At 67.6% G+C, this 23,806-nt stretch carries 30 protein-coding genes; 23 read left to right on the forward strand and 7 right to left on the reverse strand.

Annotated features, from left to right (window positions below):
- Positions 1 to 196, forward strand: a 196-nt coding sequence (locus N5D91_RS19955) for a hypothetical protein (protein ID WP_279922730.1), incomplete at its 5' end; no start/stop codon positions are given.
- A gap of 180 nt (positions 197 to 376) precedes the next feature.
- On the opposite strand, the gene hda is transcribed toward N5D91_RS19955, so the two are convergent.
- From hda to N5D91_RS19970, 3 genes are read right to left on the reverse strand one after another with little or no spacing between them, the layout of a single operon-like run.
- A complete protein-coding gene (hda, locus tag N5D91_RS19960; RefSeq protein ID WP_180854091.1) occupies positions 377 to 1,084 on the reverse strand; it encodes a DnaA regulatory inactivator Hda in 708 nt (235 codons plus the stop codon).
- Positions 1,084 to 2,253, reverse strand: coding sequence for an AI-2E family transporter (locus tag N5D91_RS19965; protein WP_110711442.1), 1,170 nt, complete (start codon positions 2,251 to 2,253; stop codon positions 1,084 to 1,086). The genes hda and N5D91_RS19965 overlap by 1 nt, the downstream gene beginning before the upstream one ends.
- The gene (locus tag N5D91_RS19970) at positions 2,250 to 3,389 is read right to left on the reverse strand and encodes a DUF2066 domain-containing protein (RefSeq protein WP_110711440.1); all 1,140 of its coding nucleotides are present in this window, start codon (positions 3,387 to 3,389) and stop codon (positions 2,250 to 2,252) included. The genes N5D91_RS19965 and N5D91_RS19970 overlap by 4 nt, the downstream gene beginning before the upstream one ends.
- A gap of 99 nt (positions 3,390 to 3,488) precedes the next feature.
- On the opposite strand from N5D91_RS19970, the gene purM reads away from it, so the two are divergent.
- The 7 genes from purM to N5D91_RS20005 all read left to right on the forward strand — a co-directional run bounded on the left by purM (position 3,489) and on the right by N5D91_RS20005 (position 8,411).
- On the forward strand, positions 3,489 to 4,547 hold the full coding sequence (gene purM, locus N5D91_RS19975; protein ID WP_110711438.1) for a phosphoribosylformylglycinamidine cyclo-ligase: 1,059 nt from the start codon (positions 3,489 to 3,491) through the stop codon (positions 4,545 to 4,547).
- 22 nt (positions 4,548 to 4,569) lie between these two features.
- Positions 4,570 to 5,058: a hypothetical protein gene (locus N5D91_RS19980; RefSeq protein WP_110711436.1), complete on the forward strand. Its 489-nt coding sequence runs from the start codon at positions 4,570 to 4,572 to the stop codon at positions 5,056 to 5,058.
- Positions 5,055 to 5,477, forward strand: a complete 423-nt coding sequence (locus N5D91_RS19985; RefSeq protein ID WP_110711434.1) for a hypothetical protein — start codon at positions 5,055 to 5,057, stop codon at positions 5,475 to 5,477. Before N5D91_RS19980 ends, N5D91_RS19985 begins: the two co-directional genes overlap by 4 nt.
- A 40-nt stretch (positions 5,478 to 5,517) precedes the next feature.
- Positions 5,518 to 6,180, forward strand: coding sequence for a DUF2238 domain-containing protein (locus N5D91_RS19990; RefSeq protein ID WP_164162887.1), 663 nt, complete (start codon positions 5,518 to 5,520; stop codon positions 6,178 to 6,180).
- On the forward strand, positions 6,177 to 6,836 hold the full coding sequence (gene purN, locus N5D91_RS19995; RefSeq protein WP_164162888.1) for a phosphoribosylglycinamide formyltransferase: 660 nt from the start codon (positions 6,177 to 6,179) through the stop codon (positions 6,834 to 6,836). The genes N5D91_RS19990 and purN overlap by 4 nt, the downstream gene beginning before the upstream one ends.
- Positions 6,837 to 6,903: 67 nt before the next feature.
- The gene (locus N5D91_RS20000; RefSeq protein ID WP_110711428.1) at positions 6,904 to 7,725 is read left to right on the forward strand and encodes a DUF3108 domain-containing protein; all 822 of its coding nucleotides are present in this window, start codon (positions 6,904 to 6,906) and stop codon (positions 7,723 to 7,725) included.
- 2 nt (positions 7,726 to 7,727) lie between these two features.
- Entirely contained in the window at positions 7,728 to 8,411 is a 684-nt protein-coding gene (locus tag N5D91_RS20005) for a DUF3108 domain-containing protein (protein WP_110711426.1), read from the forward strand.
- A gap of 130 nt (positions 8,412 to 8,541) precedes the next feature.
- On the opposite strand, the gene N5D91_RS20010 is transcribed toward N5D91_RS20005, so the two are convergent.
- From N5D91_RS20010 to N5D91_RS20020, 3 genes are read right to left on the reverse strand one after another with little or no spacing between them, the layout of a single operon-like run.
- Positions 8,542 to 8,868 (reverse strand): hypothetical protein, encoded by a 327-nt coding sequence (locus tag N5D91_RS20010; protein WP_049459898.1) that lies wholly within the window; start codon positions 8,866 to 8,868, stop codon positions 8,542 to 8,544.
- Positions 8,865 to 10,136 carry a UDP-N-acetylglucosamine 1-carboxyvinyltransferase gene (gene murA / locus N5D91_RS20015; RefSeq protein ID WP_110711424.1) on the reverse strand — a complete coding sequence of 424 codons (1,272 nt, stop codon included), beginning with the start codon at positions 10,134 to 10,136 and terminating at the stop codon, positions 8,865 to 8,867. Before murA ends, N5D91_RS20010 begins: the two co-directional genes overlap by 4 nt.
- 21 nt (positions 10,137 to 10,157) lie before the next feature.
- Positions 10,158 to 10,388 carry a BolA family protein gene (locus N5D91_RS20020; RefSeq protein ID WP_005408396.1) on the reverse strand — a complete coding sequence of 77 codons (231 nt, stop codon included), beginning with the start codon at positions 10,386 to 10,388 and terminating at the stop codon, positions 10,158 to 10,160.
- 54 nt (positions 10,389 to 10,442) lie between these two features.
- Here N5D91_RS20020 and N5D91_RS20025 point away from each other — a divergent pair, with 54 nt between their 5' ends.
- From N5D91_RS20025 to N5D91_RS20095, 15 genes are all read left to right on the forward strand, one after another.
- Positions 10,443 to 11,444 carry a KpsF/GutQ family sugar-phosphate isomerase gene (locus tag N5D91_RS20025; protein WP_110711422.1) on the forward strand — a complete coding sequence of 334 codons (1,002 nt, stop codon included), beginning with the start codon at positions 10,443 to 10,445 and terminating at the stop codon, positions 11,442 to 11,444.
- A 66-nt stretch (positions 11,445 to 11,510) separates the two neighbouring features.
- Positions 11,511 to 12,059, forward strand: coding sequence for an HAD hydrolase family protein (locus N5D91_RS20030; RefSeq protein WP_164162976.1), 549 nt, complete (start codon positions 11,511 to 11,513; stop codon positions 12,057 to 12,059).
- On the forward strand, positions 12,056 to 12,631 hold the full coding sequence (lptC, locus tag N5D91_RS20035; protein WP_164162975.1) for an LPS export ABC transporter periplasmic protein LptC: 576 nt from the start codon (positions 12,056 to 12,058) through the stop codon (positions 12,629 to 12,631). The genes N5D91_RS20030 and lptC overlap by 4 nt, the downstream gene beginning before the upstream one ends.
- A 104-nt stretch (positions 12,632 to 12,735) precedes the next feature.
- Positions 12,736 to 13,287 (forward strand): lipopolysaccharide transport periplasmic protein LptA, encoded by a 552-nt coding sequence (gene lptA / locus N5D91_RS20040; protein WP_153856465.1) that lies wholly within the window; start codon positions 12,736 to 12,738, stop codon positions 13,285 to 13,287.
- On the forward strand, positions 13,287 to 14,006 hold the full coding sequence (lptB, locus tag N5D91_RS20045; protein WP_049400688.1) for an LPS export ABC transporter ATP-binding protein: 720 nt from the start codon (positions 13,287 to 13,289) through the stop codon (positions 14,004 to 14,006). The genes lptA and lptB overlap by 1 nt, the downstream gene beginning before the upstream one ends.
- Before the next feature lie 39 nt (positions 14,007 to 14,045).
- Positions 14,046 to 15,467: an RNA polymerase factor sigma-54 gene (locus tag N5D91_RS20050; RefSeq protein WP_164162767.1), complete on the forward strand. Its 1,422-nt coding sequence runs from the start codon at positions 14,046 to 14,048 to the stop codon at positions 15,465 to 15,467.
- 58 nt (positions 15,468 to 15,525) lie between these two features.
- A complete protein-coding gene (raiA, locus tag N5D91_RS20055; RefSeq protein ID WP_004147311.1) occupies positions 15,526 to 15,843 on the forward strand; it encodes a ribosome-associated translation inhibitor RaiA in 318 nt (105 codons plus the stop codon).
- A gap of 21 nt (positions 15,844 to 15,864) precedes the next feature.
- Positions 15,865 to 16,317 carry a PTS sugar transporter subunit IIA gene (locus N5D91_RS20060; protein ID WP_110711411.1) on the forward strand — a complete coding sequence of 151 codons (453 nt, stop codon included), beginning with the start codon at positions 15,865 to 15,867 and terminating at the stop codon, positions 16,315 to 16,317.
- The gene (gene hprK / locus N5D91_RS20065) at positions 16,314 to 17,264 is read left to right on the forward strand and encodes an HPr(Ser) kinase/phosphatase (RefSeq protein WP_005408388.1); all 951 of its coding nucleotides are present in this window, start codon (positions 16,314 to 16,316) and stop codon (positions 17,262 to 17,264) included. Before N5D91_RS20060 ends, hprK begins: the two co-directional genes overlap by 4 nt.
- Before the next feature lie 27 nt (positions 17,265 to 17,291).
- Positions 17,292 to 18,176 carry an RNase adapter RapZ gene (gene rapZ / locus N5D91_RS20070; protein WP_153856467.1) on the forward strand — a complete coding sequence of 295 codons (885 nt, stop codon included), beginning with the start codon at positions 17,292 to 17,294 and terminating at the stop codon, positions 18,174 to 18,176.
- A 304-nt stretch (positions 18,177 to 18,480) separates the two neighbouring features.
- Positions 18,481 to 18,873 (forward strand): PTS fructose subfamily transporter subunit IIA, encoded by a 393-nt coding sequence (locus tag N5D91_RS20075; RefSeq protein ID WP_010483657.1) that lies wholly within the window; start codon positions 18,481 to 18,483, stop codon positions 18,871 to 18,873.
- A complete protein-coding gene (locus N5D91_RS20080; protein ID WP_046983647.1) occupies positions 18,866 to 19,135 on the forward strand; it encodes an HPr family phosphocarrier protein in 270 nt (89 codons plus the stop codon). Before N5D91_RS20075 ends, N5D91_RS20080 begins: the two co-directional genes overlap by 8 nt.
- Before the next feature lie 2 nt (positions 19,136 to 19,137).
- Positions 19,138 to 20,907 (forward strand): phosphoenolpyruvate--protein phosphotransferase, encoded by a 1,770-nt coding sequence (gene ptsP / locus N5D91_RS20085; protein ID WP_164162768.1) that lies wholly within the window; start codon positions 19,138 to 19,140, stop codon positions 20,905 to 20,907.
- Positions 20,908 to 21,094: 187 nt separating this feature from the next.
- Positions 21,095 to 22,456 carry a magnesium transporter gene (gene mgtE, locus N5D91_RS20090; protein ID WP_110711405.1) on the forward strand — a complete coding sequence of 454 codons (1,362 nt, stop codon included), beginning with the start codon at positions 21,095 to 21,097 and terminating at the stop codon, positions 22,454 to 22,456.
- A gap of 63 nt (positions 22,457 to 22,519) precedes the next feature.
- Positions 22,520 to 22,786, forward strand: coding sequence for a hypothetical protein (locus N5D91_RS20095; protein WP_110711404.1), 267 nt, complete (start codon positions 22,520 to 22,522; stop codon positions 22,784 to 22,786).
- A gap of 10 nt (positions 22,787 to 22,796) precedes the next feature.
- On the opposite strand, the gene N5D91_RS20100 is transcribed toward N5D91_RS20095, so the two are convergent.
- Positions 22,797 to 23,687, reverse strand: a complete 891-nt coding sequence (locus tag N5D91_RS20100; protein WP_180854090.1) for a hypothetical protein — start codon at positions 23,685 to 23,687, stop codon at positions 22,797 to 22,799.
- Between the last annotated feature and the right edge of the window lie 119 nt (positions 23,688 to 23,806).

Raw genomic sequence — 23,806 nt, forward strand, 5'->3', positions numbered from 1 at the left:
CCACGGAAAAGAAAAAAGAAAAGCAAAAGCGGGTCGCGTCGCTACGCTCGCTCTGGTGTCGACCAAGGTCGACACCCACCACAAGCAAGACACGTATCGACCAAGGTCGACACCCATCAACAGCAATGCAGTACGCAGTCCCGGCAGATCGCGGGAACCTGTCGAAGGCGGGGTGGCTCAGGTTGTGGGGGCGTGAGCGCCATGGATGGCGCGACCGAGGCTACATGGACGTACTTGCGCCGTCCCCCGCAACCTGAGCCACCCCGCCTCCCCTCAGGAAGCCAGCTTCTGCTGTTGCTTCGGCTCTTGCTGTTGCCGGCCAGCGGCCGGCACTACGGCGGGTGCAGGGCGCAGCCCTGCAAAGCAAACCCCACCTTCAGTAACGCGGCCGGCCTTCTTCCAGCACCTGGCGCAGGAACGGCACGGTGATCCGCCGCTTCGCCGCCAGCGACTCGCGGTCCAGCCAGTCCAGCAGCGTGATCAAGCCACCCAGCTCGCGCCCGGTATGCGACAGCAGCCACTCGATGGAGGCCTCGTCGATCGCCAGCCCACGCCGCAGCGCGCGCTCACGCAGCACCGCGGCCCGCCCTTCCTCATCCAGCGGCTGCAGCAGCACGCGCACGCACTGGCCCAACCGCGAGCGCAGGTCCGGCAACACCAGGCCCAGTTCGCCCGGCGCCTTCTGCGCCGTGTACAGCACGGTCATGCCCGCAGCGCGCGCACGGTTATGGAAATCGAACAGCGCGATCTCGTCCTCACGGTTGCCGGCAACCTCATCCAGGCCGTCCAGCGCCACCAGTTCGCGCGCTTCCAGCCCATCGAGCGCCGCACGAACGCGGCCAGCGGCGCTGGCCAGCGGTACGTAGGTCGGCAGTCGCCCGGCCTGCTCGGCGCTGGAGCACATCGCCAGCGCCTGGTGGGTCTTGCCCGTGCCCGCCGCACCTTCCAGGTAGACCCAATCGTGGCTGGCGCCGACCGCGATCGCGCGCAGCTGCGCCAGCGCGCCATCCGGCGCACCGATGAAAGTCTCCAGGCGCTGGTCCCGCGGGTAATGCAGGGCCAGCGGCAGTTGCGGCACACCCATCACTTCAGGTCGGGGCCCTTGTCGTCCGGAATGATGATATGGGGGGCGTCGACCACGCCATCAAGCACGATCGCCGGCTTCTCGCCCACGTACAGCTCGCTCTGCCGGTAACGCTGGTGGGCATAGCGCAGCAGCACGTTGGTCACCGCCGCCACCGGCAGCGCCAGCAGCATGCCGAGGAAGCCGAACAGCTGGCCACCGGCCATCACCGCGAAGATCACTGCCACCGGGTGCAGGCCGATCTTGTCGCCGACAATGCGCGGGGTCAGCACATAGCTCTCCAGCAGCTGGCCCACGGTGAACACCACGCCGACCAGGATCAGCAGCTTCAGGTCGAAGCCCTGCGCCTGCACCAGTGCGGCCACCACCGCCATCAGGATGCCGGTGGTCGCGCCCAGGTAGGGAATGAAGCTGATCAGGCCGGCAATCAGGCCGATCAGCAGCCCCAGCTTGAGGCCGACCAGCGACAGGCCGCCGGCATAGATCACGCCCAGCGCCAGCATCACCAGGAACTGGCCGCGGATGAACGCGCCCAGCACCTCGTTGGACTCACGCGCCAGCGCGCTGATGGTGCCGACCTGGTTGCGCGGAATCACCGACGCCACCCGCTCGACCAGTTTGTCCCAGTCGCGCAGGAAGTAGAACGCCAGGATCGGCAGCAGCAGGATGTTGACCACCCAGGTCACCATCGCAAAGCCCGAACGCGAGACGTAGCCCATGAACGTGGTGGCGAAGCCGCCGGCCTGCTGCCAGTGGCTGCGCACCCATTCGATCAGGCGGTCCGGGTCCAGCCACTGCATCACTTCCAGGCCGGTCTTCTGCTCGAACCAAGGAATGCCCTTTTCCATCAGCCACGCCTGTGCCTGCGGCGCGACCGCGATCAGGGTGGTGATCTGGCGCTCGATCATCGGCACCAGCACCAGCAGCAGCGCCACGATCACCAGCACCATCGCCGCGAACACCAGCACCACGCCGGTCATGCGCGAGCGGCCGGTGGCCTCGATGCGGTCCACCAGCGGGTCACCCAGCCAGGCCAGCGCCAGCGCCAGCACGAACGGGGTCAGGATCGGTGCCAGCAGCCACACCACCCAGCCGATCAGGCCGGCGAACAGGATGTACTTCAGGCGGCGCAGGAACTGCGCGATTTCCGCTTCCGGGGTCAGAGTCATCGCAGGCGGTACTCGTTGCTGACCGGGGGGGCCACCGGGGCACCGGTGGTGTCGTCGATCGGCGTCGGCAGGGCCGGCAGCGGCGCGCTCGGCACCAGCACGCCGTTGTCGCCCAGCATGCGGTTGAAGCCGGCCAGGCCGGTGGTCATCTCCAGGCTCAGCTCCAGCTGGCCGGCCGAGGCATGCAGCGGGGTGACGTTGCGCACCACCGGCACCTCGCGCAGGCCGGCGGCCAGGCGCAGGTAGTCGTCGGCACTGTTGATGCCGGTGACCACCACCCGGTAGCTCCCGGCCTGGCCGACGGCGGCGCCGGCCTTGGCATAGCGCTTGACCAGCGCATCGGCGGCACCATCGGCACCGGCGGCCATCGCGCGCATGGCGTTGGCGTCCTTGCTGGTCCACTTGTTCAGCTCACGGCCGTTGTCGACGAACACCCAGTCCGCCTGCCAGCCGCCGTTGGCGCGGTACAGCTTGCCGATCAGCTGCATCGGCGGCGAGTAGCGCGAAGAGGCACGGGCCACGGCGGCACTGTCCTGGCGCCAGATGGCACCGGCCAGCGCCTGTTCGGCGGCACCACCGCTGGGCAGGCCCAGCTTGTAGCCGCGTTCAATGGCGCGGTTCAGCAGCGGTCGGGCGGCGTTGGCCTGCTGCACGCTGACCAGGCGCGGGCCGCTGCCGTCATCGACGGCCAGCCACAGCACCGGCTTCGGTCGCGGCTGCGGCCACAGCGGCAGGCCCAGCGCCGACACCAGCGAATCGACGTCGTCCTCGCGGAAGCGCGCCACCAGCAGGGTGCGGAAGCTGGGGGCGCCACTGGCGCTCACGCTCTGGTCCTGCTTGTAGTCGTAGCTGGCCACGTAATCCTTGGCATTGCGCAGCGCCTGCGCCACGCCGGGGCGCGACATCACGCTGCGATCGCCGGACAATTTGCCCAGTACAACGCTCAAGGCGCGGGCCAGGGCACCGTTGCGGTCGGCTTCGGCTTGGCTGTTGACGGGCACTTCGGCCTCGTACGCACCACTGGCGGTGGCGACATCACCCTCGGTGCGAAGGCCGCTCTGGGCCATCGTGGCCACCGGCAGGCTCAGCGCAAGGAGCAGGGTCAGAATCAGGCTGCGGCGCATCAGGACATCCATTGGCTCGACGTATCCGGGGGAATTGTTGCCCGAATACGGCCTTTGCGCCAATGCGGCCTGTTAAAATCGCCCGTTCAACCCCTGCCAGCGCCGACGCCCGTGACCAACACCCCGTCTTCCGCCCCTTCCCCCCTCACCTACCGTGACGCGGGTGTCGACATCGACGCCGGCAACGCGCTGGTCGAGCGGATCAAGCCCCTGGTCAAGCGCAGCTTCCGCCCGGAAGTGATGGGCGGCCTGGGTGGCTTCGGCGCCCTGTTCGACCTGTCCAACAAGTACCGCGAGCCGGTGCTGGTGTCGGGTACCGACGGCGTGGGCACCAAGCTGAAGCTGGCCCACCAGCTGAACCGCCACGATACGATCGGCATCGACCTGGTCGCCATGTGCGTGAACGACGTGCTGGTGCAGGGCGCCGAGCCGCTGTTCTTCCTGGACTACTTCGCCACCGGCAAGCTGGACATCGACACCGCCGCGGCGGTCGTGGGCGGCATCGCCAACGGCTGCACCGAGGCCGGCTGCGCGCTGATCGGCGGCGAAACCGCTGAAATGCCCGACATGTATGCCCCGGGCGAGTACGACCTGGCCGGCTTCACCGTCGCCGCGGTCGAGAAGAGCGAGCTGAAGGACGGCGCCAGCGTGGCTGCCGGCGACGTGCTGATCGGCATCGCCTCGTCCGGCCCGCATTCCAACGGCTACTCGCTGGTGCGCCGCATCTACGACCGCGCCGGCCGCCCGGCCGAGCTGGAGCTGGAAGGCGGCGTGAAGCTGGTCGATGCGCTGATGGCGCCGACCCGCCTGTACGTCAAGCCGATCCTGTCGCTGCTGAAGTCGCACGGCGCGGCCATCCACGGCATGGCCCACATCACCGGTGGCGGCCTGACCGAGAACATCATCCGCGTGGTGCCCGACGGCCTCGGCCTGGACATCCAGGCCTCGTCCTGGACCCTGCCGCCGGTGTTCCAGTGGCTGCAGAAGGAAGGCGCGGTAGCCGACAGCGAGATGTGGCGCACCTTCAACTGCGGTATCGGCTTCGTGCTGATCGTCGCGCCGGACCAGGTGGCTGCCGTGTCCGAGGCGGTCAAGGCGCAGGGCCTGGAGCACTGGACCATCGGCCAGGTGGTCACCGCCGAAGGCGCTGAGCGCGTCCACATCGGCTGATCCCGGCAACCCAGGAGCCCGCATGGACGCAACGCCCCCCTTGTCGCCCGCCCCCGTGCCGCCGCCGCTGGCGACGGTACCGGTGTTCAGCGCGCAGGACGCCGACCACCTGCGCATGCTGGCCATCGCGCACTACGTGGTCGGCGGCCTGATCGTGCTGTTCTCGCTGATCTTCATCATCCACATCGTACTGGGCATCACCGCGCTCACCGGCAACCTGCCGATGAATTCCGGCGGCCAGCCGTCGTCACCGGCCGAGCAGCGCCTGTTCGGCTGGATGTTCACCCTCATCGGTTGCGTCGCCGTATTCGGTGGCGTCACCCTGGGCGCGTTCGTCGCCTATGCCGGCCGCTGCCTGGCCCAGAGACGCCGCTACCTGCTGTGCCTGATCGCGGCCGGCCTGGCCTGCCTGTTCACCCCCATCGGCACGGTGCTGGGGGTGTTCAGCCTCATCACCCTGCTGCGCCCGCAGGTGAAGGCCGCCTTCGACCTTCCCGCCACGCCCGCATGACCGCCTCCGGCAATCCACCACCGCTGCCGCAGCAGACCCTGGCGCAGCTGCAGCTGGCCAGCCACCTGCAGACGCTGAAGGTGTTGTTCTTCGCACTGGCCGGCTTCCATTGGTTCGCCACAGTGGCGTTCCTTGGCCTCAGCGCGTGGGTGGCCCACTCGCGTGGGCTGGACGATGCCTGGATGCTGACCACGATCTATGCGTCCATCGCCGCGCTGGCTGCGGTGCTGGGCTTCGTGCAGCTGCATACCGCCCGCCTGCTGTCACGCTGCACGGGACTGGCCTGGTGCCGGCGCGCGGCGTGGCTGGGCGTGCTGGCCGGCCCACTGGGCATGGCGCTGGCCGCCTATGCCTGGGTCTTCCTCGGCAAGCCGGACATGGCCGCCCTGTTCGACCGCGGCGACCACCTCAGCGTCTGAGCCGGCCGGCAGACGACCGCCCTTTCCTGATCGACCCGACATGTCCTCGCCTGCCCTCTCCACGACTGCGTCGCCCACCACCACCCGCTTCTCCGGCCCGAAGAAGCTGGCCTTTGCCGCCGTGCTGGCGGTGTTCGCAATCAGCTGGGTCCACCCGCTGTGGCCTACCGAACAGGCCCTGCACAGCACCCTGACCGTGATCGGGCTGGCCGCGCTGCTGTGGGTCGACCGTCGCGGCGGCTGGCTGGGCAACGGTGCCTTCATCGCGATCTGCGGTTTCATCGCCCTGCACTGCGTGGCCGCGCGCTGGCTGTATTCCAACGTACCCTACGACGCCTGGGCGCAGACGCTGACCGGCTGGTCGCCGAATACGGCATTCGGCTGGCAGCGCAACCATTTCGACCGCCTCATCCACTTCCTGTTCGGCGTCTGCTTCACCCCTGCGCTGCTGCAGCTGGCCCGCCACGCGTGGCCGGCGCTGCGCCTGGGCCAGGCTTTCACCCTGGTGGTGATGACGGTGATGTGCGCCAGCCTGGTCTATGAATGGTTCGAGTGGGCCATCGCACTGGCCCTGTCACCGGATGCCGCCGAGGCCTACAACGGCCAGCAGGGCGACATGTGGGACGCGCATGCCGACATGCTGATGGCCACCGTGGGCAGCCTGCTGACCTGGCCGCTGATCCGCCGGAGCGCCCTGCAATGACTACACCCACCCGCATCGCCGTGCTTGCCTCCGGTCGTGGCAGCAACCTGCAGGCCATCCTCGATGCCATTGCCGACGGCCGACTGCCGGCCGAGGTGGTCGGCGTGTTTTCCGACCGCCCCGCCGCGGACGCTCTGCTGCGTGTCGATGCCGGCCTGCGCTGGGCGCATGCACCCAAGGAGTTCGACGACCGCGCCGCCTACGAGCAGGCACTGGGCGATGCACTGGCCGCCGTGCAGCCAGACTGGATCATCTGCGCCGGCTACATGCGCATCCTCGGCGCCGCCTTCGTGCAGCGCTTCGATGGCCGCCTGGTCAACATCCACCCGTCACTGCTGCCACTGCACAAGGGCCTGGGCACGCACGCGCGCGCACTGGACGCCGGCGATGCCGAGCACGGTGCCAGCGTGCACCTCGTCGTGCCCGAGCTGGACGCCGGCGCCGTCCTGGCGCAGGTGCGGGTGCCGGTGCTGCCCGGCGATGACGCGGACAGCCTGGCTGCACGCGTGCTGGCGGTGGAGCATCCCCTGCTGATCGCCACCCTGCAGCTGTTGTGCGCCGGCCGCCTGGCTGAACGGGAGGGCCAGCCGCAACTGGACGGTCACCCCCTGTTTAGCCCGTTGGCCCTAGATTCCGCCGGGAACCTGAACCGGTAGTCCCCATGCACACGCCCCGATGACTGCGGGGCTGGCATCCTGCCCCCTCCTGCGGTCCCTGTCCTCCATGAAGACCACGACCCTGCTGTCCACTTCACTGCTGTTGTCGCTTGCCGTGCTTCCCGGCGTGGGCTGGGGACAGGCGCAACCGCCTGCGGCCCCTGCGCAGCCGGTACCCGTTGTGCAGCCGCCCGCCGAACCGGCCGTGCCGATGCCTCCGGCACTGGCCTGGGAGCCGCCGCCGCTGCAGCCGTTCACCGCCACCTACCAGGCCTTCTACAAGAGCAAGGAGGCCGGCGATGCCAGCATGCAGGTCACCCACACCGGCGGTAATCAGTGGCGGGTGGACATGCAGGTGGTCGGCCGCCGCGGCTTCGCCAGCGTGCTGGGCCTGAACATCGAGCAGAGCACCGTGTTCGAAGAACGCGGCGGCACCTATGCACCGCTCAGCCAGAGCACGGTGCGCAAGGGCCTGTTCCTGGGCAAGAAGGCGGTCGGTACCTACAACTGGCAGGCCGGTACCGCGCAGTGGACCGGCGACGTCAAGAAGGAACGTGCGCAGCCGATCCCGCTGCAGCCGGGTGACCAGAGCGCGCTGCTGATCAACCTGGCGATCATGCGCGACGCCCGCCCGGGTGCCACCATGCACTACCGCTACGTGGACATGGGCAAGGTCCGCCAGCACGACTACCAGGCCGCGCCGCAGACCGAGAACGTAGAGGTCGGCGACCTGTCCTACAACGCCCTGCGGGTCTACCGGACCAACGGCGGCAACAACGAAACCATCCTCTGGATCGCCAACGGTGTCCCCACCCCGGTGCGCATCCTGCAACGCGAAGACGGCGAAGACCGCGTCGACCTGCGCCTGATCGAATACCAAGGAGTCTGAGCATGAGCACCCTGACCCGCCCCCTCACCTGGATCGCGGCTGCGGCATTGACCGTGGCCAGCCTGCCGGCCATGGCGCTGGAACCGTTCAAGGCCGATTACCTGGCCAGCTACATGGGCATGCAGGCCAACGGCACCATGACCCTGGCCAGCGAAGGCAGCAACAAGTGGCGCTACAGCCTGCAGGTGAAGAACCAGCTGGCCGACCTCAGCCAGAGCACAGTGTTCGAGGAAGTGCGTGGCCAGCTGCGCCCGCTCAGCAGCCAGGACCGTTCGGCGCTGCTGGTGAAGAAGCGCAACGTGCAGGCCAACTACAACTGGACCAGCAACCAGGCCACCTGGACCGGCGACATCAAGCCGGATCGCGCTGGACCGATTGCGCTGAAAGCCGGTGACATGGATGCGCTGCTGATCAACCTGGCGATCGCCCGTGACCTGGCCGCGGGCAAGCCGCTGACCTATCGCATGGTCGACGAGGGCCGCATCAAGAACATGACCTACCGCGTGGTCGGCAAGGAATCGATCACCGTGGGTGGCAAGAGCTACGAGGCCACCAAGGTCTCGCGTGCCGATGGCAACAAGGAACTGATCGCGTGGATCGTGCCGGAATTCCCGGTGCCGGCGCGCATGCTGCAACGTGAGAGCGGCCGCGATGCGCTGGACCTGACCATCAAGGCGATGAACTGATTGTTGGGGTCGGATCCCTTCCCCCGGGAAGGGCTCTGACCCCGGTTGCGACATGGCTGGGTCAGAGCCCTTTCCGTCGGAAAGGGATCCGACCCCGCGAAAGAAAACGCCCGCTTCCGCGGGCGTTTTCTTATTTCTTCGCTTCGGCCGGTTTCTCTTCGGCCGCCTTGAACTCGGTGCGGCAGTCCACGCGGATCTGCTCGCCGGTGCTGCGCCAGACGAAGGTGCGGCAATGGCGGTTGCCGTCCTGGCTGTCATTCACCGCAACCGCATAGAACGACTCGATGATCTCATCACGCGAGACCGTGCCGTCGCCGTTCCAGTCCATGTCCTTCTGCTCGATGCCCTGGGTGATGGCGATGTTGGCGTACCAGGCATAGCCCAGCCACGCCAGCACGATCAGCACCAGGGCCAGCAGCGCCTTGCGGCGCGGGCTGAACTTGCCGCGCAGGATCATGGCACGCGCCGGATGGTGGCACCGAGCGAAGACAGCTTCTCTTCGATGTTCTCGTAGCCACGATCAAGGTGGTAGATGCGGTCGATGGTGGTCTCGCCGCTGGCCATCAGGCCGGCCAGGATCAGCGAGGCCGATGCACGCAGGTCGGTGGCCATCACCGGCGCACCACTCAGGTGTTCGTTGCCACGCACGATGGCGGTATGCCCTTCGACCTGGATGTCCGCGCCCAGACGCAGCAGTTCGTTGACGTGCATGAACCGGTTCTCGAAGATCGTTTCATTGATCACGCCCACGCCGTCGGCCACGCAGTTGAGCGCCATGAACTGCGCCTGCATGTCGGTCGGGAACGCCGGGTACGGCGCGGTGGTGAGGTTGACCGCCTTCGGCCGCTTGCCCTGCATGTCCAGGGTGATGGTGTCGTCGGTGGTCTCGATCTTCGCGCCGGCCTCGACCAGCTTGGACAGCACCGCGTCCATGGTGTTCGGGCGTGCGCGGTTGACCGTGACCTTGCCGCCGGTCATTGCTGCGGCCACCAGGAAGGTGCCGGTCTCGATGCGGTCGGGCAGCACTTCGTGGCGGCCACCGGACAGGCGCTCGACGCCTTCGATCACCAGGCGCGCGGTGCCGAGGCCTTCGATCTTCGCGCCCAGCGCGATCAGGCAGTGCGCCAGATCGGTCACTTCCGGTTCCATCGCGCAGTTGTCGAGGATGGTGGTGCCTTCGGCCAGCACCGCGCCCATCAGCACGTTCTCGGTGCCGGTGACGCTGACCATGTCGAAGGTGAAGTGGCCGCCCTTCAGACGCTTGGCGGTGGCCTTGATGAAGCCGTTCTCGACCACGATCTCGGCGCCCAGCGCCTGCAGGCCCTTGATGTGCTGGTCGACCGGACGCGAACCGATCGCGCAGCCGCCCGGCAGCGATACTTCCGCCGCACCGAAGCGGGCCAGCAGCGGGCCCAGCACCAGGATCGAGGCGCGCATGGTCTTGACCAGCTCGTACGGTGCCACGTGCTGGTTGACCGAACGCGGGTCGACCACGATCGCACTGCCACGCGACAGCGTGCCCTGGTCGATGGTGACCTTGGCGCCCAGCTCGCCCAGCAGCTTCACCGTGGTGACCACGTCGTGCAGGTGCGGCACGTTGGTGATCTCCACCGGCGCATCGGCCAGCAGGGTCGCGCAGAGAATGGGGAGGACGGCGTTCTTGGCGCCGGAGATGCTCACTTCACCGTGCAGCGCAGCGCCGCCGGTCACAACGATCTTGGCCATGTATTCGGGATCTTCTGCGGTTCAGCCGGCTTCGGCCGGGGTCACGGTTTTCAGCGCCAGCGCGTGGATCGCGCCGCCCATCAGGTCGCCCAGCGTGGCATACACCATGCGGTGGCGGGCCAGCGGCATCTTGCCGGCGAAGGCCTCGCAGACCACGGTCGCTTCGAAATGCACGCCATCGTCGCCCTGCACGTCGGCGCGGGCGCCGGGCAGGCCGGTTTCGATCAGATTGCGGATGGTGTCGGCGTCCAACGGGCTTTCCTAATAAAATGTGCCTCCATTCTACTTCCGCTGCGTGGCGTCCGCATGGCCGAATCCCTGTTGCCCCCCCGTTCCGTCGACCCTGCCGGCCTGGTCGCCAGTGGCCGCCGCGTGTTCGAGATCGAACGGCAGGCGCTGGATGCCGTGGCCGACCGCCTCGGCGAGGCCTTCCAGCAGGCCTGCCAGGCGATCCTGGCCAGCCGTGGGCGCGTGGTTGCGACCGGCATGGGCAAGTCCGGCCACATCGCCCGCAAGATCGCCGCCACCCTGGCCTCGACCGGCACACCCGCCTTCTATGTGCACCCGGGCGAAGCCGGCCACGGCGACCTGGGCATGATCACCGAGGACGATGTGGTGCTGGCCCTGTCCTATTCGGGCGAATCGGACGAGGTTCTGATGCTGCTGCCGGTGCTCAAGCGCCAGGGCAACGTGCTGATTTCCATGACTGGCCGCCCACAGTCCAGCCTGGCCACCGCCGCCGACATCCATCTGGATGTGAGCGTGCCGGCCGAGGCCTGCCCGCTGGCGCTGGCGCCGACCTCCAGCACCACCGCCTCGCTGGCGATGGGTGATGCGCTGGCCGTGGCCCTGCTCGACGCACGCGGCTTCACCGCCGACGATTTCGCCCGTTCACACCCGGCCGGCAGCCTCGGCCGCCGCCTGCTGCTGCATATCACCGACGTGATGCACACCGGCGACGACCTGCCCAGCGTTGGCGCGGACGCCAGCCTCAGTGAAGCGCTGATGGAGATGAGCCGCAAACGGCTGGGCATGACCGCCGTGGTCGATGCCGACGGCGTGCTGATCGGCCTGTTCACCGACGGCGACCTGCGCCGCGCGCTGGACAGTGCGCTGGACGTGCGCACCGCCAAGATCGCCGATGTGATGACGCGCAACCCGCGCACCATCGGCGCCGACCAGCTGGCCGTCGAGGCGGCCCGGCTGATGGAGACCCACAAGATCACCGGCCTGATCGTGGTCGATGGCCAGGGCCGCGCAGTCGGTGCCCTGAACATTCATGACCTGTTGCGGGCCCGGGTGGTTTAACCGACAGTCCATAGACCCCATTCAGTCTGTAACGCCGCACCCGCCCCCAACGAGCCTGCCGCCCTGATGCCCTGGTCCCCCCTGCCCGCCTTCCCCGCCCACCTGCATGCCGCCGCGGCCCGTATCCGCCTGGCCTGCTTCGACGTGGACGGCACCCTCACCGACGGTCGGCTGTACTACGACAAGGACGGCAACGAGAGCAAGGCGTACTTCGTGCAGGACGGTCTGGGCCTGAAACTGCTGCAGCAGCACGGTATCCACCCCGTACTGATCACCGCGCGCAACAGCCAGTCGGCGCTCAAGCGCGGCGCCGACCTCGGCATCGACACCCAGATTGCCGTGGGCGACAAGCTGGCCAGCGTGCAGGCCCTGTGCGCACAGCACGGCATCGGCCTGGAACAGGTGGCGTTCATGGGCGATGACCTGCCCGACCTGGCACCGCTGGGCGCGGTCGGCCTGGCCGTCGCTCCGGCCAATGCCCACCCATGGATTGCAGAGCGCGTGCATTGGCAGACCCGTACCGAGGGCGGACAGGGCGCCGCACGTGAGCTGTGCGACATCCTGCTGGCCGCGCAGGGTCATGTGGATGCGGTGCTGGCGAGGTTCGGCGCATGAACCTGCCCACCGTGAACTGGCGCACCCTGCTCGGCATCGGCCTGCTGCTGGCGGCCCTGCTCAGCAGCTGGGCCGCACTGCGCAACCGCGACAAGGGGCCAGCCAACGGCGGCCAGGAGGTCGGCGTGGACTACATCCTGCACGACTTCCAGATTGTCGCCCTGGATGAGCACGGCAAGGAATCGACCACCCTGCGCGCGCCGCTGCTGGAACGCCAGCGCGGCGACCAGACCATCAACATCGCCACCCCGCTGTTCGAGATGCCGGACAAGGATGGCAAGCACTGGACCCTGCGTGCCGAGACCGGCTGGCTCAGCGCCAAGGGCGACGAGATGAAGCTGCGCGGCAATGTGGCGGGCGACAGCCCGGCCGGCCCTGGCACGGTGCCGACCACCTTCCGCACCGACCACCTGGACGTGTTCCCGAGGGAGAATCGCGCCCGCACCGACGCCCTGGTGACCATGACCCGCCCGGGCATGGAACAGTCCGGCGTCGGCTTCGAAGTGGATTCGAAGAACAACACGTATCATTTCCTCAGCCAGTCCAAGGGCCGCTACACGCCCAAACGCTGATTCCGCCGCCAGCCTGCGACGTCTCCGGACAGGCGCAAGGCCGGCAGCCCCACCCTCCCGCCCCCGGCCCGCCCGGGCGGCCCCTACCGGTAGAACGGACCCCGATGAAGATTCCCTTTGCCGCCGTACTCGCGCTCGGTCTTCTTGTCCCCAGCGCCGCCTTCGCCAAGTCCACCGACCGCAACGAAGACATGCACATCGATTCCGGCGCCCAGTCGGGCATGCTCACCGGCGACGGCAAGACCGTGCTGTCGCAGGGCGTGATCATCACCCAGGGCACGCTGGACCTGCGCTCGTCCGAGGCCGAGATCTACCTCAAGGACGGCGAGCCCGTGCGTGCGGTGTTCACCGGCAAGCAGGCCAAGATGAAGCAGCAGCTCGATGATGGCACCTGGATGGACGCGCTGGCCGATCGCATCGACTACGACATCAAGACCGAGATCATCACCCTGACCGGCAACTACAAGGTCACCAGCGCGCGCGGCACCAATGCCGGCCAGCGCATGGTCTACAACACCCGCACCGGCGAAATGAACTCCGGTGGCGACGGCAGCCGCGTGCGCACCGTCATCCCGCCGAAGAACAAGACCCCGGCCGCACCTGCGGCACAGCCCAAGGCCACTACGCCGGCACCGCCGGCCGGGAGCAGGAAGTAATGCTCGTCGCCAAGGGCCTGCGCAAGAAGTACAAGCAACGCGAAGTCGTCAAGGACTTCGGGCTGACCCTCGACGCCGGTGAAGTGGTCGGCCTGCTCGGCCCCAACGGCGCCGGCAAGACCACCTGCTTCTACATGATCGTCGGCCTGGTTGCCGCCGATGCTGGCAGCATCGTGCTCGACGGCAAGGACATCACCGGCGACCCGATGTATACCCGGGCCAAGCAGGGCGTGGGTTACCTGCCGCAGGAGCCGTCGGTGTTCCGCAAGCTGACCGTGGCCGACAACATCCGCCTGGTGCTGGAGCTGCGCGAGGGCCTGGATTCGGCTGGCCGCGAGCGTGAATTGAACAGCCTGCTCGACGAACTGCAGCTGGGCCACGTCGCCGACCAGCTCGGCGCCAGCCTGTCCGGTGGCGAGCGCCGCCGCTGCGAGATCGCCCGTGCCCTGGCCGCGCAGCCGCGCCTGATCCTGCTCGACGAACCGTTCGCCGGTGTCGACCCGATTTCGGTCGGCGAGATCCAGCGCATCGTCACCCATCTCAAGCAACGTGGCATCGGCGTGCTGATCACCGACCACAACGTGCGCGAGACCTTGGGTATCTGCGACCGCGCGTATATCCTCGCCGAGGGCAGCGTGCTGGCCCAGGGTTCGCCGGAAGCGATCCTGGACAACGCCGATGTGCGTCGCGTCTACCTCGGGGATTCCTTCAAGCTGTGAAGCAGTCGCCGGGTCCCTCTCCTTCCTTTCGGCACAGGCATGAAGACTCGGCTGCAGACATCGTTGGGACAGCAGCTGGTGCTGACGCCCCAGCTGCAGCAGGCGATCAAGCTGCTGCAGATGTCGAGCACCGAGCTGGAGCTGGAAATCGCACAGGCGGTGGAGAGCAATCCGCTGCTGGACTGGGCCGACAGCAACGACGGCAGCACCGCCAGCGAAGCCGGCGATGGCAACGACAGCGAAGCTCCCGCAGAACGCACCGATGCCGGCGACGACTGGGCACCGGCCGAACTGGACTGGAGCGCGTCCGGTAGCGGAGGCAGCTTCGACGACGACGACGATATCGGCAGCGCCGCCGAACGCGTGGCCGAAACCGAAACGCTGGCCGACCACCTGCTGTGGCAGTTGCACCTGTCGCATCTTTCCACGCATGACCGCAGCATCGGCGCTGCACTGATCGATGCGCTGGACGACGACGGCTACCTGCGCGAACCGCTGGCCACCATCGCCGAAACCCTGTTGCCGGCGATCCACGCCGACGAGGATGAGATCCTCGCTGTGCTGCATCGCATCCAGCGTTTCGACCCGGTCGGCGTGGCTGCACGCACGCTCGGCGAATGCCTGCAGCTGCAGCTGGATGTGCTGGCCGACGATACACCCGGCCTGGTGCTGGCGCGACAGATTGCCGCAGGCCCGCTGGAACGGCTGCCGCGCAGTGGCGTCGCCGGGCTGGCCCATGAACTGAAACAGCCCTTGGACGAGGTCGAGACGGCGGTCACCCTGCTGCGTTCGCTGGACCCGCGCCCGGGCACGCAGATCGCACCGCTGTCGCCGGACACCTACGTGGTGCCGGATGTGGTGGTGTGGCGGCAGAACGGCGTGTGGCGCGCAGCGCTGGCCGCGCACGCCGGTCCGAAGGTGGTGATCCACCGCGGCTACGAACAGCTGATCCGACGTTGTGGCGACGCCGATGCCGGCTACCTGCGTACCCAGCTGCAGGAAGCGCGCTGGCTGCTGAAAGGACTGCAGCAGCGCGGCGAAACCCTGCTGCGCGTCGTGCGCAGCCTGATCCTGCAGCAGGCCGGTTTCCTTGAGTTCGGCGAGCAGGCACTGCGTCCACTGACCCTGCGCGAGATCGCCGCCGAGCTCGGCCTGCACGAATCCACGGTCTCGCGCGCGATCGCCCGCAAGCACGTGCGTACCCCGCGCGGCACCCTGCCGCTGCGCGCCTTCTTCGCCTCGGGCATCGATACCGAGGGCGGTGGCGAGGCGTCCAGCACGGCCATCCAGGCGATGATCCGGCGCCTGATCGACGACGAGAACCCGCGCAAGCCGCTTTCTGACGCCAAGCTGGCTGACCTGCTCAAATCGTCGGGAATTCCAGTAGCGCGACGCACCGTGGCGAAGTATCGTGAAGCCATGAACATTTCCGCCTCGCACGAAAGGGTCAGAATCGCTTGACGCGCCGCCGCGCCCGGCGGAGAGGTTCATTGGCACATCCGAACACAGGAGAAACCCGATGCGCATCGAAACGTTTGGCAAAGATGTCGAAGTCACCCCGGCCCTGCAGTCCTATGTAGAGGAGAAGCTGGCCCGGATCGGCAAACACTTCGACCAGCACTGCGAAGCGCGGGTGACCCTCAAGCTGCAGAAGACCGAACACCACGTCGACGCCAGCCTCAACATTCCCGGCCAGACCCTGCACGCCGAGGCCAATGCCCAGACCATGTATGCCGCGATCGACCTGCTTGCGGACAAGCTTGACCGTCTGGTGATCAAGCACAAGGAGAAAAAACAGCAGCACGCACCGCTGCCGGTGGGCGACAATGGTGGCTGATCGCCACCGTTCCCCGCAGACATGCCCCTGACTGACCTCCTGGCGGCCGTGCAGACCCAGCTCTGCACGGCCACCGACCGCGACAGCGTCCTGCAGGCCGCCGCCGGGTTGCTGGCCTGCCGCCAGGCCAACGCCGAACAGATCTATCTGAACCTGTGCCAGCGCGAAGCGCTGGGCAGCACCGCGATCGGTCACGGCATCGCCATTCCCCACGGCCGCGCGCCAACCCTGGACCGCCCCCGCGGCGCCCTGCTGCGGTTGGCCTCCCCGGTCGACTTCGGCGGCGACGAGCCGGTGGACCTGGTGTTCGCCATGGCCGTCCCCGCCCACTACACCCACCAGCACCTGATGCTGCTGTCCGAGCTGGCCGAGCTGTTCTCGGCGCCGGAGATCCGCCAGGCCCTGCGCGAAGCGGGCGATGCCCGGGCGCTGCGCGAGGCGCTGGACATGACCCCACCTGCGAGTGCCGCATGAATACCAGCATCACCGCCCGTGAACTGTTCGAACAGCAGCGCGAGCGGCTGGGGCTGCGCTGGGCTGCCGGCAAGTCCGGCGAGAAGCGCGAACTGGAGGCCGGCAACACGGTCTCGCGGCGTCCATCGCTGGCTGGTTATCTCAATGCGATCTACCCCAACAAGGTGCAGATCCTGGGCACCGAGGAACTGTCCTGGCTGGATGCGCTGGAGCCGCGCCAGCGTTGGGAGACCATCGAAAAGATCATGCAGTCGCACCCGCTGGCGCTGGTGCTGACCCGCAACCAGGCCTGCCCGGAAGACCTCCGTGCCGCCGCTGACGAATCCGGCACGCCGCTGTGGCTGTCGCCCAAGCGCGGCCACGAACTGCTCAACCACCTGTCCTACCACTTGGCCCGCACGCTGGCGCCGCGGGTGATCCTGCATGGCGTGTTCATGGAGATCTACTCCATCGGCGTGCTGATCACCGGCGAGGCCGGGTCGGGTAAAAGCGAGCTGGCACTGGAGCTGCTCAGCCGCGGCCACCGCCTGGTCGCCGACGATGCCCCCGAATTCACCCAGATCGCCCCGGACGTGCTCGACGGCACCTGTCCCGAACTGCTGCAGGACCTGCTGGAAGTGCGCGGCCTGGGCGTGCTGAACGTGCGCGAGATGTTCGGCGACACGGCTGTAAAGAAGAACAAGTACCTTCGGCTGATCGTCCACCTGACCAAGCCGATGACCGAACCCACCCCGCATGGCTACGAGCGCCTGACCGGCGATTCGGGCACCCGCCATGTGCTGGACCTGGATGTACCGCTGATCACGCTGCCGGTGATGCCTGGCCGCAACCTGGCCGTGCTGACCGAGGCCGCCACCCGCCTGCACATCCTGCGCACCAAGGGCATCGACCCGGCGGCGATGTTCATCGCCCGTCACAGCAACCTGCTGGAACGGCGAACACCCTGATTCCCCTGCCCTTCGAAGAGCCTGTCCATGAGCACCGCAACCCCCACCGCCCCGACCCTGATCATCGTCAGCGGCCTGTCCGGCTCGGGTAAATCCGTCGCCCTGAAGACCTTCGAGGACCAGGACTACTACTGCTCGGACAACCTGCCGATCCACCTGCTGCCGGACTTCGTGCGCAGCCTGCTGGCCAACCATGACGGCAGCGCGCCGCGCCGGCTGGCGGTGGGCATCGACGTGCGCGGCCAGGCCGACCTGAGCCAACTGGGCGATTGGCGGCAGCTCGCCACCGACGCCGGCGTGGAAGTGAAGGTGCTGTTCTTCGAAGCCAGCGACGAGGCGGTGCTCAAGCGCTACGCCGACACCCGCCGCCGCCATCCGTTGAGCCAGCTGGGCCTGTCACTGCCCGAAGCGATCGCCCGCGAGCGTGAATTGACCGCGCCGCTGCGCCGCGAGGCCGATGCGGTGATCGACACCAGCAACCTCAATGTGCACCAGCTGCGGCGGCGCATCATCACCGAGTTCGCGCTGGACCACGCCACGCGCCTGTCGCTGCTGTTCGAATCGTTCGCCTACAAGCGCGGCGTACCGGCCGAGGCGGACTTCGTGTTCGATGCGCGGGTGCTGCCCAATCCGCACTGGGATCCGGATCTGCGTGCGCTCAGCGGTCGTGAGCCCGGCGTGCGCGACTACCTGGAAGCGCAGCCGGACGTGCAGCGTTACCTGACCCAGCTGATGGATTTCCTCGATACCTGGCTGCCGAAGCTGGGCGATGGCACCCGCAGCTATGTGACCGTGGCGTTCGGCTGCACCGGCGGCAAGCATCGCTCGGTGTTCCTGGCCGAGCGCATGGCGCGGCATGCCCGCGAGATGGGCTGGGAAGACGTGGCGACGTATCACCGCGAACAGGACTGAGGGGGTCGGCCGGGCTGCACCCGGCACCCGCTGGTAGTGCCGGCCGCTGGCCGGCAACAGCAAAAGCAAAAGCGGCATTCCGTGGGATGGCGAGGCGGTGTTGCTGTTGGTAGGTGTCGACCTTGGTCGACACGGTAGATCCACGCCATGCGTGGATGAATCCCGGTCAGGCATCGAAAAACGCATGGGGTCGGATCCCTTTTCCAGGGGAAAAGGGCTCTGACCCCGGTAACGCTGAATACGGGACACAGTGCCCCTCATCTGCTGCTATCGCCGATTCACCTTGACCTGTTAACGTGCAGTAATGACCTGTGGCATTCTCCTCGTAACACATCCCGGGGTCGGGACCGCCCTGCTTGACGTGGCGACCCGGCTCCTGCGGCAGTTGCCGCTGAAAACCGAAGCTTTCGAAGTACCGTTCGACGCAGACCTGGACGCCCTGCTCCCGCTCGCCTCGGCCGCCCTGCGGCGGGTCGATGGGGGGGAAGGCGTGCTGATCCTGACCGACCTGTACGGCGCCAGCCCCGCCAACCTTGCCGGGCAGCTGGCCCGGCTGGGGACCCCGGTTCGCCGGGTGTCGGCGCTGAGCCTGCCGATGTTGCTGCGGGTGATGAATTATCCGGAACAGGGACTGGATCAACTGCCCGCCACAGCCGCGGCGGGTACCCGTAATGGAGCGATAGTCGACGATGCTTGAACGAGAACTCACCGTCAGCAACCGCCTGGGCCTGCACGCCCGGGCCACCGCCAAGCTGGTGCAGACCCTGGCGCCGTTCCGCTGCAACGTGACCATGGCCGCCAAGGGCCGTGAGATCAACGCCAAGAGCATCATGGGCGTAATGCTGCTGGCCGCTGGCCAGGGCACTCCGGTCACGGTGCGGATCAACGGCGAGGACGAAGCCGCCGCGATGGAGGCGGTGGTCGGCCTGTTCGAACGCCGCTTCGACGAGGACAACTGAGCGTGCCACGCGCACGCGCCGGGCAGCTCGGTTCCGGCCAGCGGCCGGTACAGCTGCTGGCCGGTCATGGTGCGGCCCGTGGCACTGCGATGGGCCGGGCCCGCGTACGCCTGCCGCATGCACTGGAAGTCGCTGAACAACGTGTCGCAACCAGCCAGGTCGAGGCCGAACTGGCCCGCCTGCACCGGGCGGTGGACGCCGCACGCGTGGAAATGCACGAACTGCGGCAGCGCCTGCAGGGTGCATTGAACCAGGAGGCAGGCGAGTTCCTCGACCTGCATGCCCTGCTGCTGGATGACCCCGAGCTGCTGTTCGGGCTGGATGAGCTGATCCGCAGCGGCCCGTACAGCGCCGGCTATGCCTTGCGCCTGCAGCGCGACCGCCTGGCCAAGGTCTTCGATGGCATGGACGATGCCTACCTGAAGAGCCGCATGGACGATCTCGACCACGTGATCGGCCGCATCCACGCCTTCCTGCAGCCCGAACGGCCACCGGCGGTGAAGGGCCTGGCCGGCGAGATCCTGGTCTGCGACAACATCGCCCCGTCCGAGCTGGCGCAACTGCAGGCCCAGGGCGTGGTCGGCATCGTCACTGCCGCCGGCAGCGCGCTGTCGCACAGCGCGATCCTGGCACGCAGCCTGCACCTGCCACTGATCGTCAACGTGCCGCAGCTGCTCAGCCGCATCGCCGATGGCGATGTGCTGATCATCGACGGCGCCGACGGCAGCATCACCGCCAACCCGCAGGCCGACAATCTGCGGGACTACCGCGCCCGGCTGAAAGAACATGCGCGCGAGCAGCGCGAGCTCGGCCGCCTGCGCAGCAAGCCCAGCCGTACCCGCGACCAGGTCGACATCGCCCTGCTGGCCAATGCCGAATCGCTGGAGGATGTGACCCAGGCGCACGCGCTGGGTGCGCAGGGGCTGGGCCTGTACCGCACCGAGTTCCTGTTCCTGCAGCGCAACGAGCTGCCGGACGAAGAAGAACAGTTCCAGACCTACCGCGATGCCGCGTTGGGCATGAGCGGGCGACCGGTCACCATCCGCACGCTCGACCTGGGTGCGGACAAGGCCGACCGCACCGGCCTGACCCTGAGCAATGAAGAGAACCCGGCCCTGGGACTGCGCGGGGTACGCCTGTCGCTGGCACGGCCGAAGGTGGCCGATACCCAGCTGCGCGCGATCCTGCGTGCCTCGGCCTACGGCAAGCTACGCGTGCTGGTGCCGATGGTCAGCACCCGCGAGGAGCTGCTGGCGGTGCGCCGACGCATGCTCAAGCTGACCGAACAGCTGCGCGGCGAAGGCCACATGGTGTCCGACCATGTGCCGTTGGGTGCGATGATCGAGGTGCCGGCCGCGGCGCTGGCACTGGAGAGCTTCATCGACCTGGTCGACTTCCTGTCGATCGGCACCAACGACCTGGTGCAGTACCTGCTCGCCGCCGACCGCAACAACGAGGCACTGGGCGAGCTGTATTCACCGCTGCATCCGGCCGTGCTGCGGCTGCTGCAGATGGTGATCGAGACCGGCGCGCGGCATCGCATTCCGGTGGCGGTCTGCGGCGAGATGGCAGGCGATGCGCGGATGACCCCACTGCTGCTGGCGCTGGGCCTGACCGAATTCAGCCTGCACCCGGGCACGCTGCTGGAGGTACGCCGTGCGATCCGCGAAGCCGACCTGGGGACACTGCGCGCCCGTGCGCCGAAGCTGCTGTCCGCGCGCGACCGCCGCGCCATCGAACGCTGGCTGGCGCTGGTGGCGGATACGCCCTGAGCACCCTGCTGATTCGCCGGGCATGCACGCGCGGGGTCAGATCCCTTTTCCTGTGGAAAAGGGATCTGACCCCAGCCTCCCGTCGGGGTATGCGCTGAAACATCCCCTTGCGATAATGACGCGCTGAACACCCCTGTTGCCGCATCCTTGCCGGGATCGCGGCTTTTCTTATCCCGCGGGAGCTGCGATGGCTGAAGCTGTACGCCACGACAAGACTGCGCGCCAACTGCGGATGCTGTCCGATGCACTGGACAGCGGACGGCTGGGCCCGGTGCGTCGCCTGGTCAACACCCTGGCCCCGGCCGAGATCGGCAACCTGCTCGAGTCGTTGCCGCCCGGCAAGCGCGAGGTGGTGTGGGGCCTGGTCGATCCGGAAGACGATGGCGAGGTCCTGGTCCACGTCGGCGAAGACGTGCGCGAAAGCCTGCTCGCAGACATGGACCCGGACGAGATCATCGCCGCGGTCGAAGACCTGGACATCGACGATCTGGCCGACCTGGTCGAAGACCTGCCAGACACGGTCATCGACGAAGTCCTCAAGTCGATGGACCGCGAGAACCGCGAGCGGCTGGAACAGGTGCTGTCCTACCCCGAGGACAGCGCCGGCCGCCTGATGAATCCGGACGTAGTGACGGTCCGCGCCGACGTCAACGTCGACGTGGTGCTGCGCTACCTGCGCCTGCGCGGCGAGCTTCCCGACCACACCGATCACCTGTTCGTGGTCAGCCGGCGCCATCAGTACCTCGGCCGTGTGTCGCTGGCAGCACTGGTGACCCATGAGGACACCACGCCGATCAACCGCCTGATCGACGACGAGCAGCCGGCCATCGACGTCGGCGAGAGCGACCAGGAGGTCGCGCGGCAGTTCTCCGACCATGACTGGATCTCCGCGCCGGTGGTGGACGAGAACAACATTCTCGTTGGCCGCATCACCATCGATGACGTGGTCGACATCATCCGCGGCCAGGCCGAGCACCAGGCGCTGGGCGCCGCCGGTCTGGACGAGGACGAGGACCTGTTCAGTCCAGTCTGGCGCGCGATGCGCCGCCGCCTGATGTGGCTGTCGGTCAACCTGTGCACGGCTTTCCTGGCTTCCAGCGTGGTCGGCCACTTCGAGGGCACGATCGACAAGCTGGTCGCGCTGGCAGTGCTGATGCCGATCGTGGCCGGCCTCGGCGGCAATGCCGGCACCCAGGTGCTGGCGCTGATGGTGCGCGGCCTGGCGCTGGGCCAGGTCGGTGCCTCCAACGCGCGCACGCTGCTGTGGAAGGAGGTGCGGGTCGCCGCGCTGAACGGCCTGCTGCTCGGCTCGATCCTGGGCCTGATCGTGCTGGCCTGGTTCCACTCGCCAGGGCTGTCGGCAGTGATCGCCATTGCACTGACCTGCAACCTGCTGTTCGCGGCGCTGGCCGGCGTGCTGGTGCCACTCACCCTGAAACGCTTCGGCTTCGATCCGGCGTTGGCCAGTGGCATCTTCCTGACGGCCGTGACCGACTCGATGGGCTTCTTCACCTTCCTCGGCCTGGCCACGCTGGTGCTGCTGCACTGATCCCTGCGGGCGCGGAGCCCTGCGACGCAGGGCTCCGGCCCCCTTCCCTTCCCGGAACATCCCATGGCAACAACGATCGAGAACTATTTCCAGCCCGGCTGGCGCGACCAGCAGCACACCTGCCCGGCCTGCGAATGGAAGGGCAGCTCGCGCGCCATGGTGATGGAGCTGGACGAGGACGCCACCGAGTACGACTGCCCGGTCTGTGAGAATCCACTGCTGGTGGTGCTGCACCCGGACATGGCGCAGGTGCAGGCGGCGGCGGCCGAAGGCAATGCGGAGGCGAAGGAGCAGTTGGACATCATCGCCAGTTTCCCGCGCGCGGACTGACGGCCTGCGCTCAGCGGCGCCCGCGCAGGTCACGTGACCGGATGGCCAGCGCATCGGCCTGCTGCCGCGCCACGACGAGCTCCTCCGGAGACAGTTTCAATCCGAGTGCGGCCTCGACCGAATCCTCGCCGCACAGGCTTGCAGTGCCACACAACTCGTGCAGCAGCACCGAATCCGCGCCACACGGCACACCGGCATCGCAGGCAGCAAGCATCCACGCAGCAGCATCCACATCGGTACCGGCCGGATAGGGCGCCAGCGCCTCATGCACGCCACCCGGGTCGTAGGACAGGCCTTCCGACAAGGCGAGATAGGCCTGGCCATCGTTGCGGGCAAGCGCCTTCTCGATGATCGACACCTGTTCATCCGTGGAAGGCCTCGATGCGCCCTGCAGCATGCCGCCAAAGTAGCGCTCGATGATCTGCGCGGCAAAGTGCCCCTGCTCGGCGGCCCGTCGACGGTAGCGGAACGACGCTTCACCCGCGTCCTGTCGATCGATGCCATCGCAGCGCTGGGACAGCCAGGCACCACTGCGATACAGCGCCGGCCTGCGATCGGGCGGCATGCCCGTGGGTTCGTCCTGGGTTGAATCGAAGAACGAGACGCATTCCCCATAGATGAGGCTGAGCTCATAGCTCGCCTCGGCATCACCTGCGTCGGAACGACTGGCCAGTTCCTGCGCCCGCGGAAGCAACCAGACTGCGGTCTGATAGTCTGCATCGGCCCGGTTCAGCCGCGCCGCCGGGTGCGGAGACTGCGAAGGTGGCGCTCTGCCAGGCTCACTCTGGCTGTCGGAAGCTTCCGGCACGGAATGCGTGCCTGCCTGCAGCCCCTTCCATGTCAATCCCGCGACCAGCACCAGCAGCGCCGCGCAGACCATAATCCCTTTGCCTCGTTCCATGATGTGCGGCTGCGCCACTCCGATAGCTCTCCGCATTCTGCTCCGCGTGTGCCCACTGCGCAAACGATTGCCGATGGGGCCTATTGCGCTGCAGAAGGCATTGGCGCACGAGCGGGGAT

It is taken from the genome of Stenotrophomonas sp. GD03794 (assembly GCF_029842145.1).
Lineage (GTDB): Bacteria > Pseudomonadota > Gammaproteobacteria > Xanthomonadales > Xanthomonadaceae > Stenotrophomonas > Stenotrophomonas riyadhensis.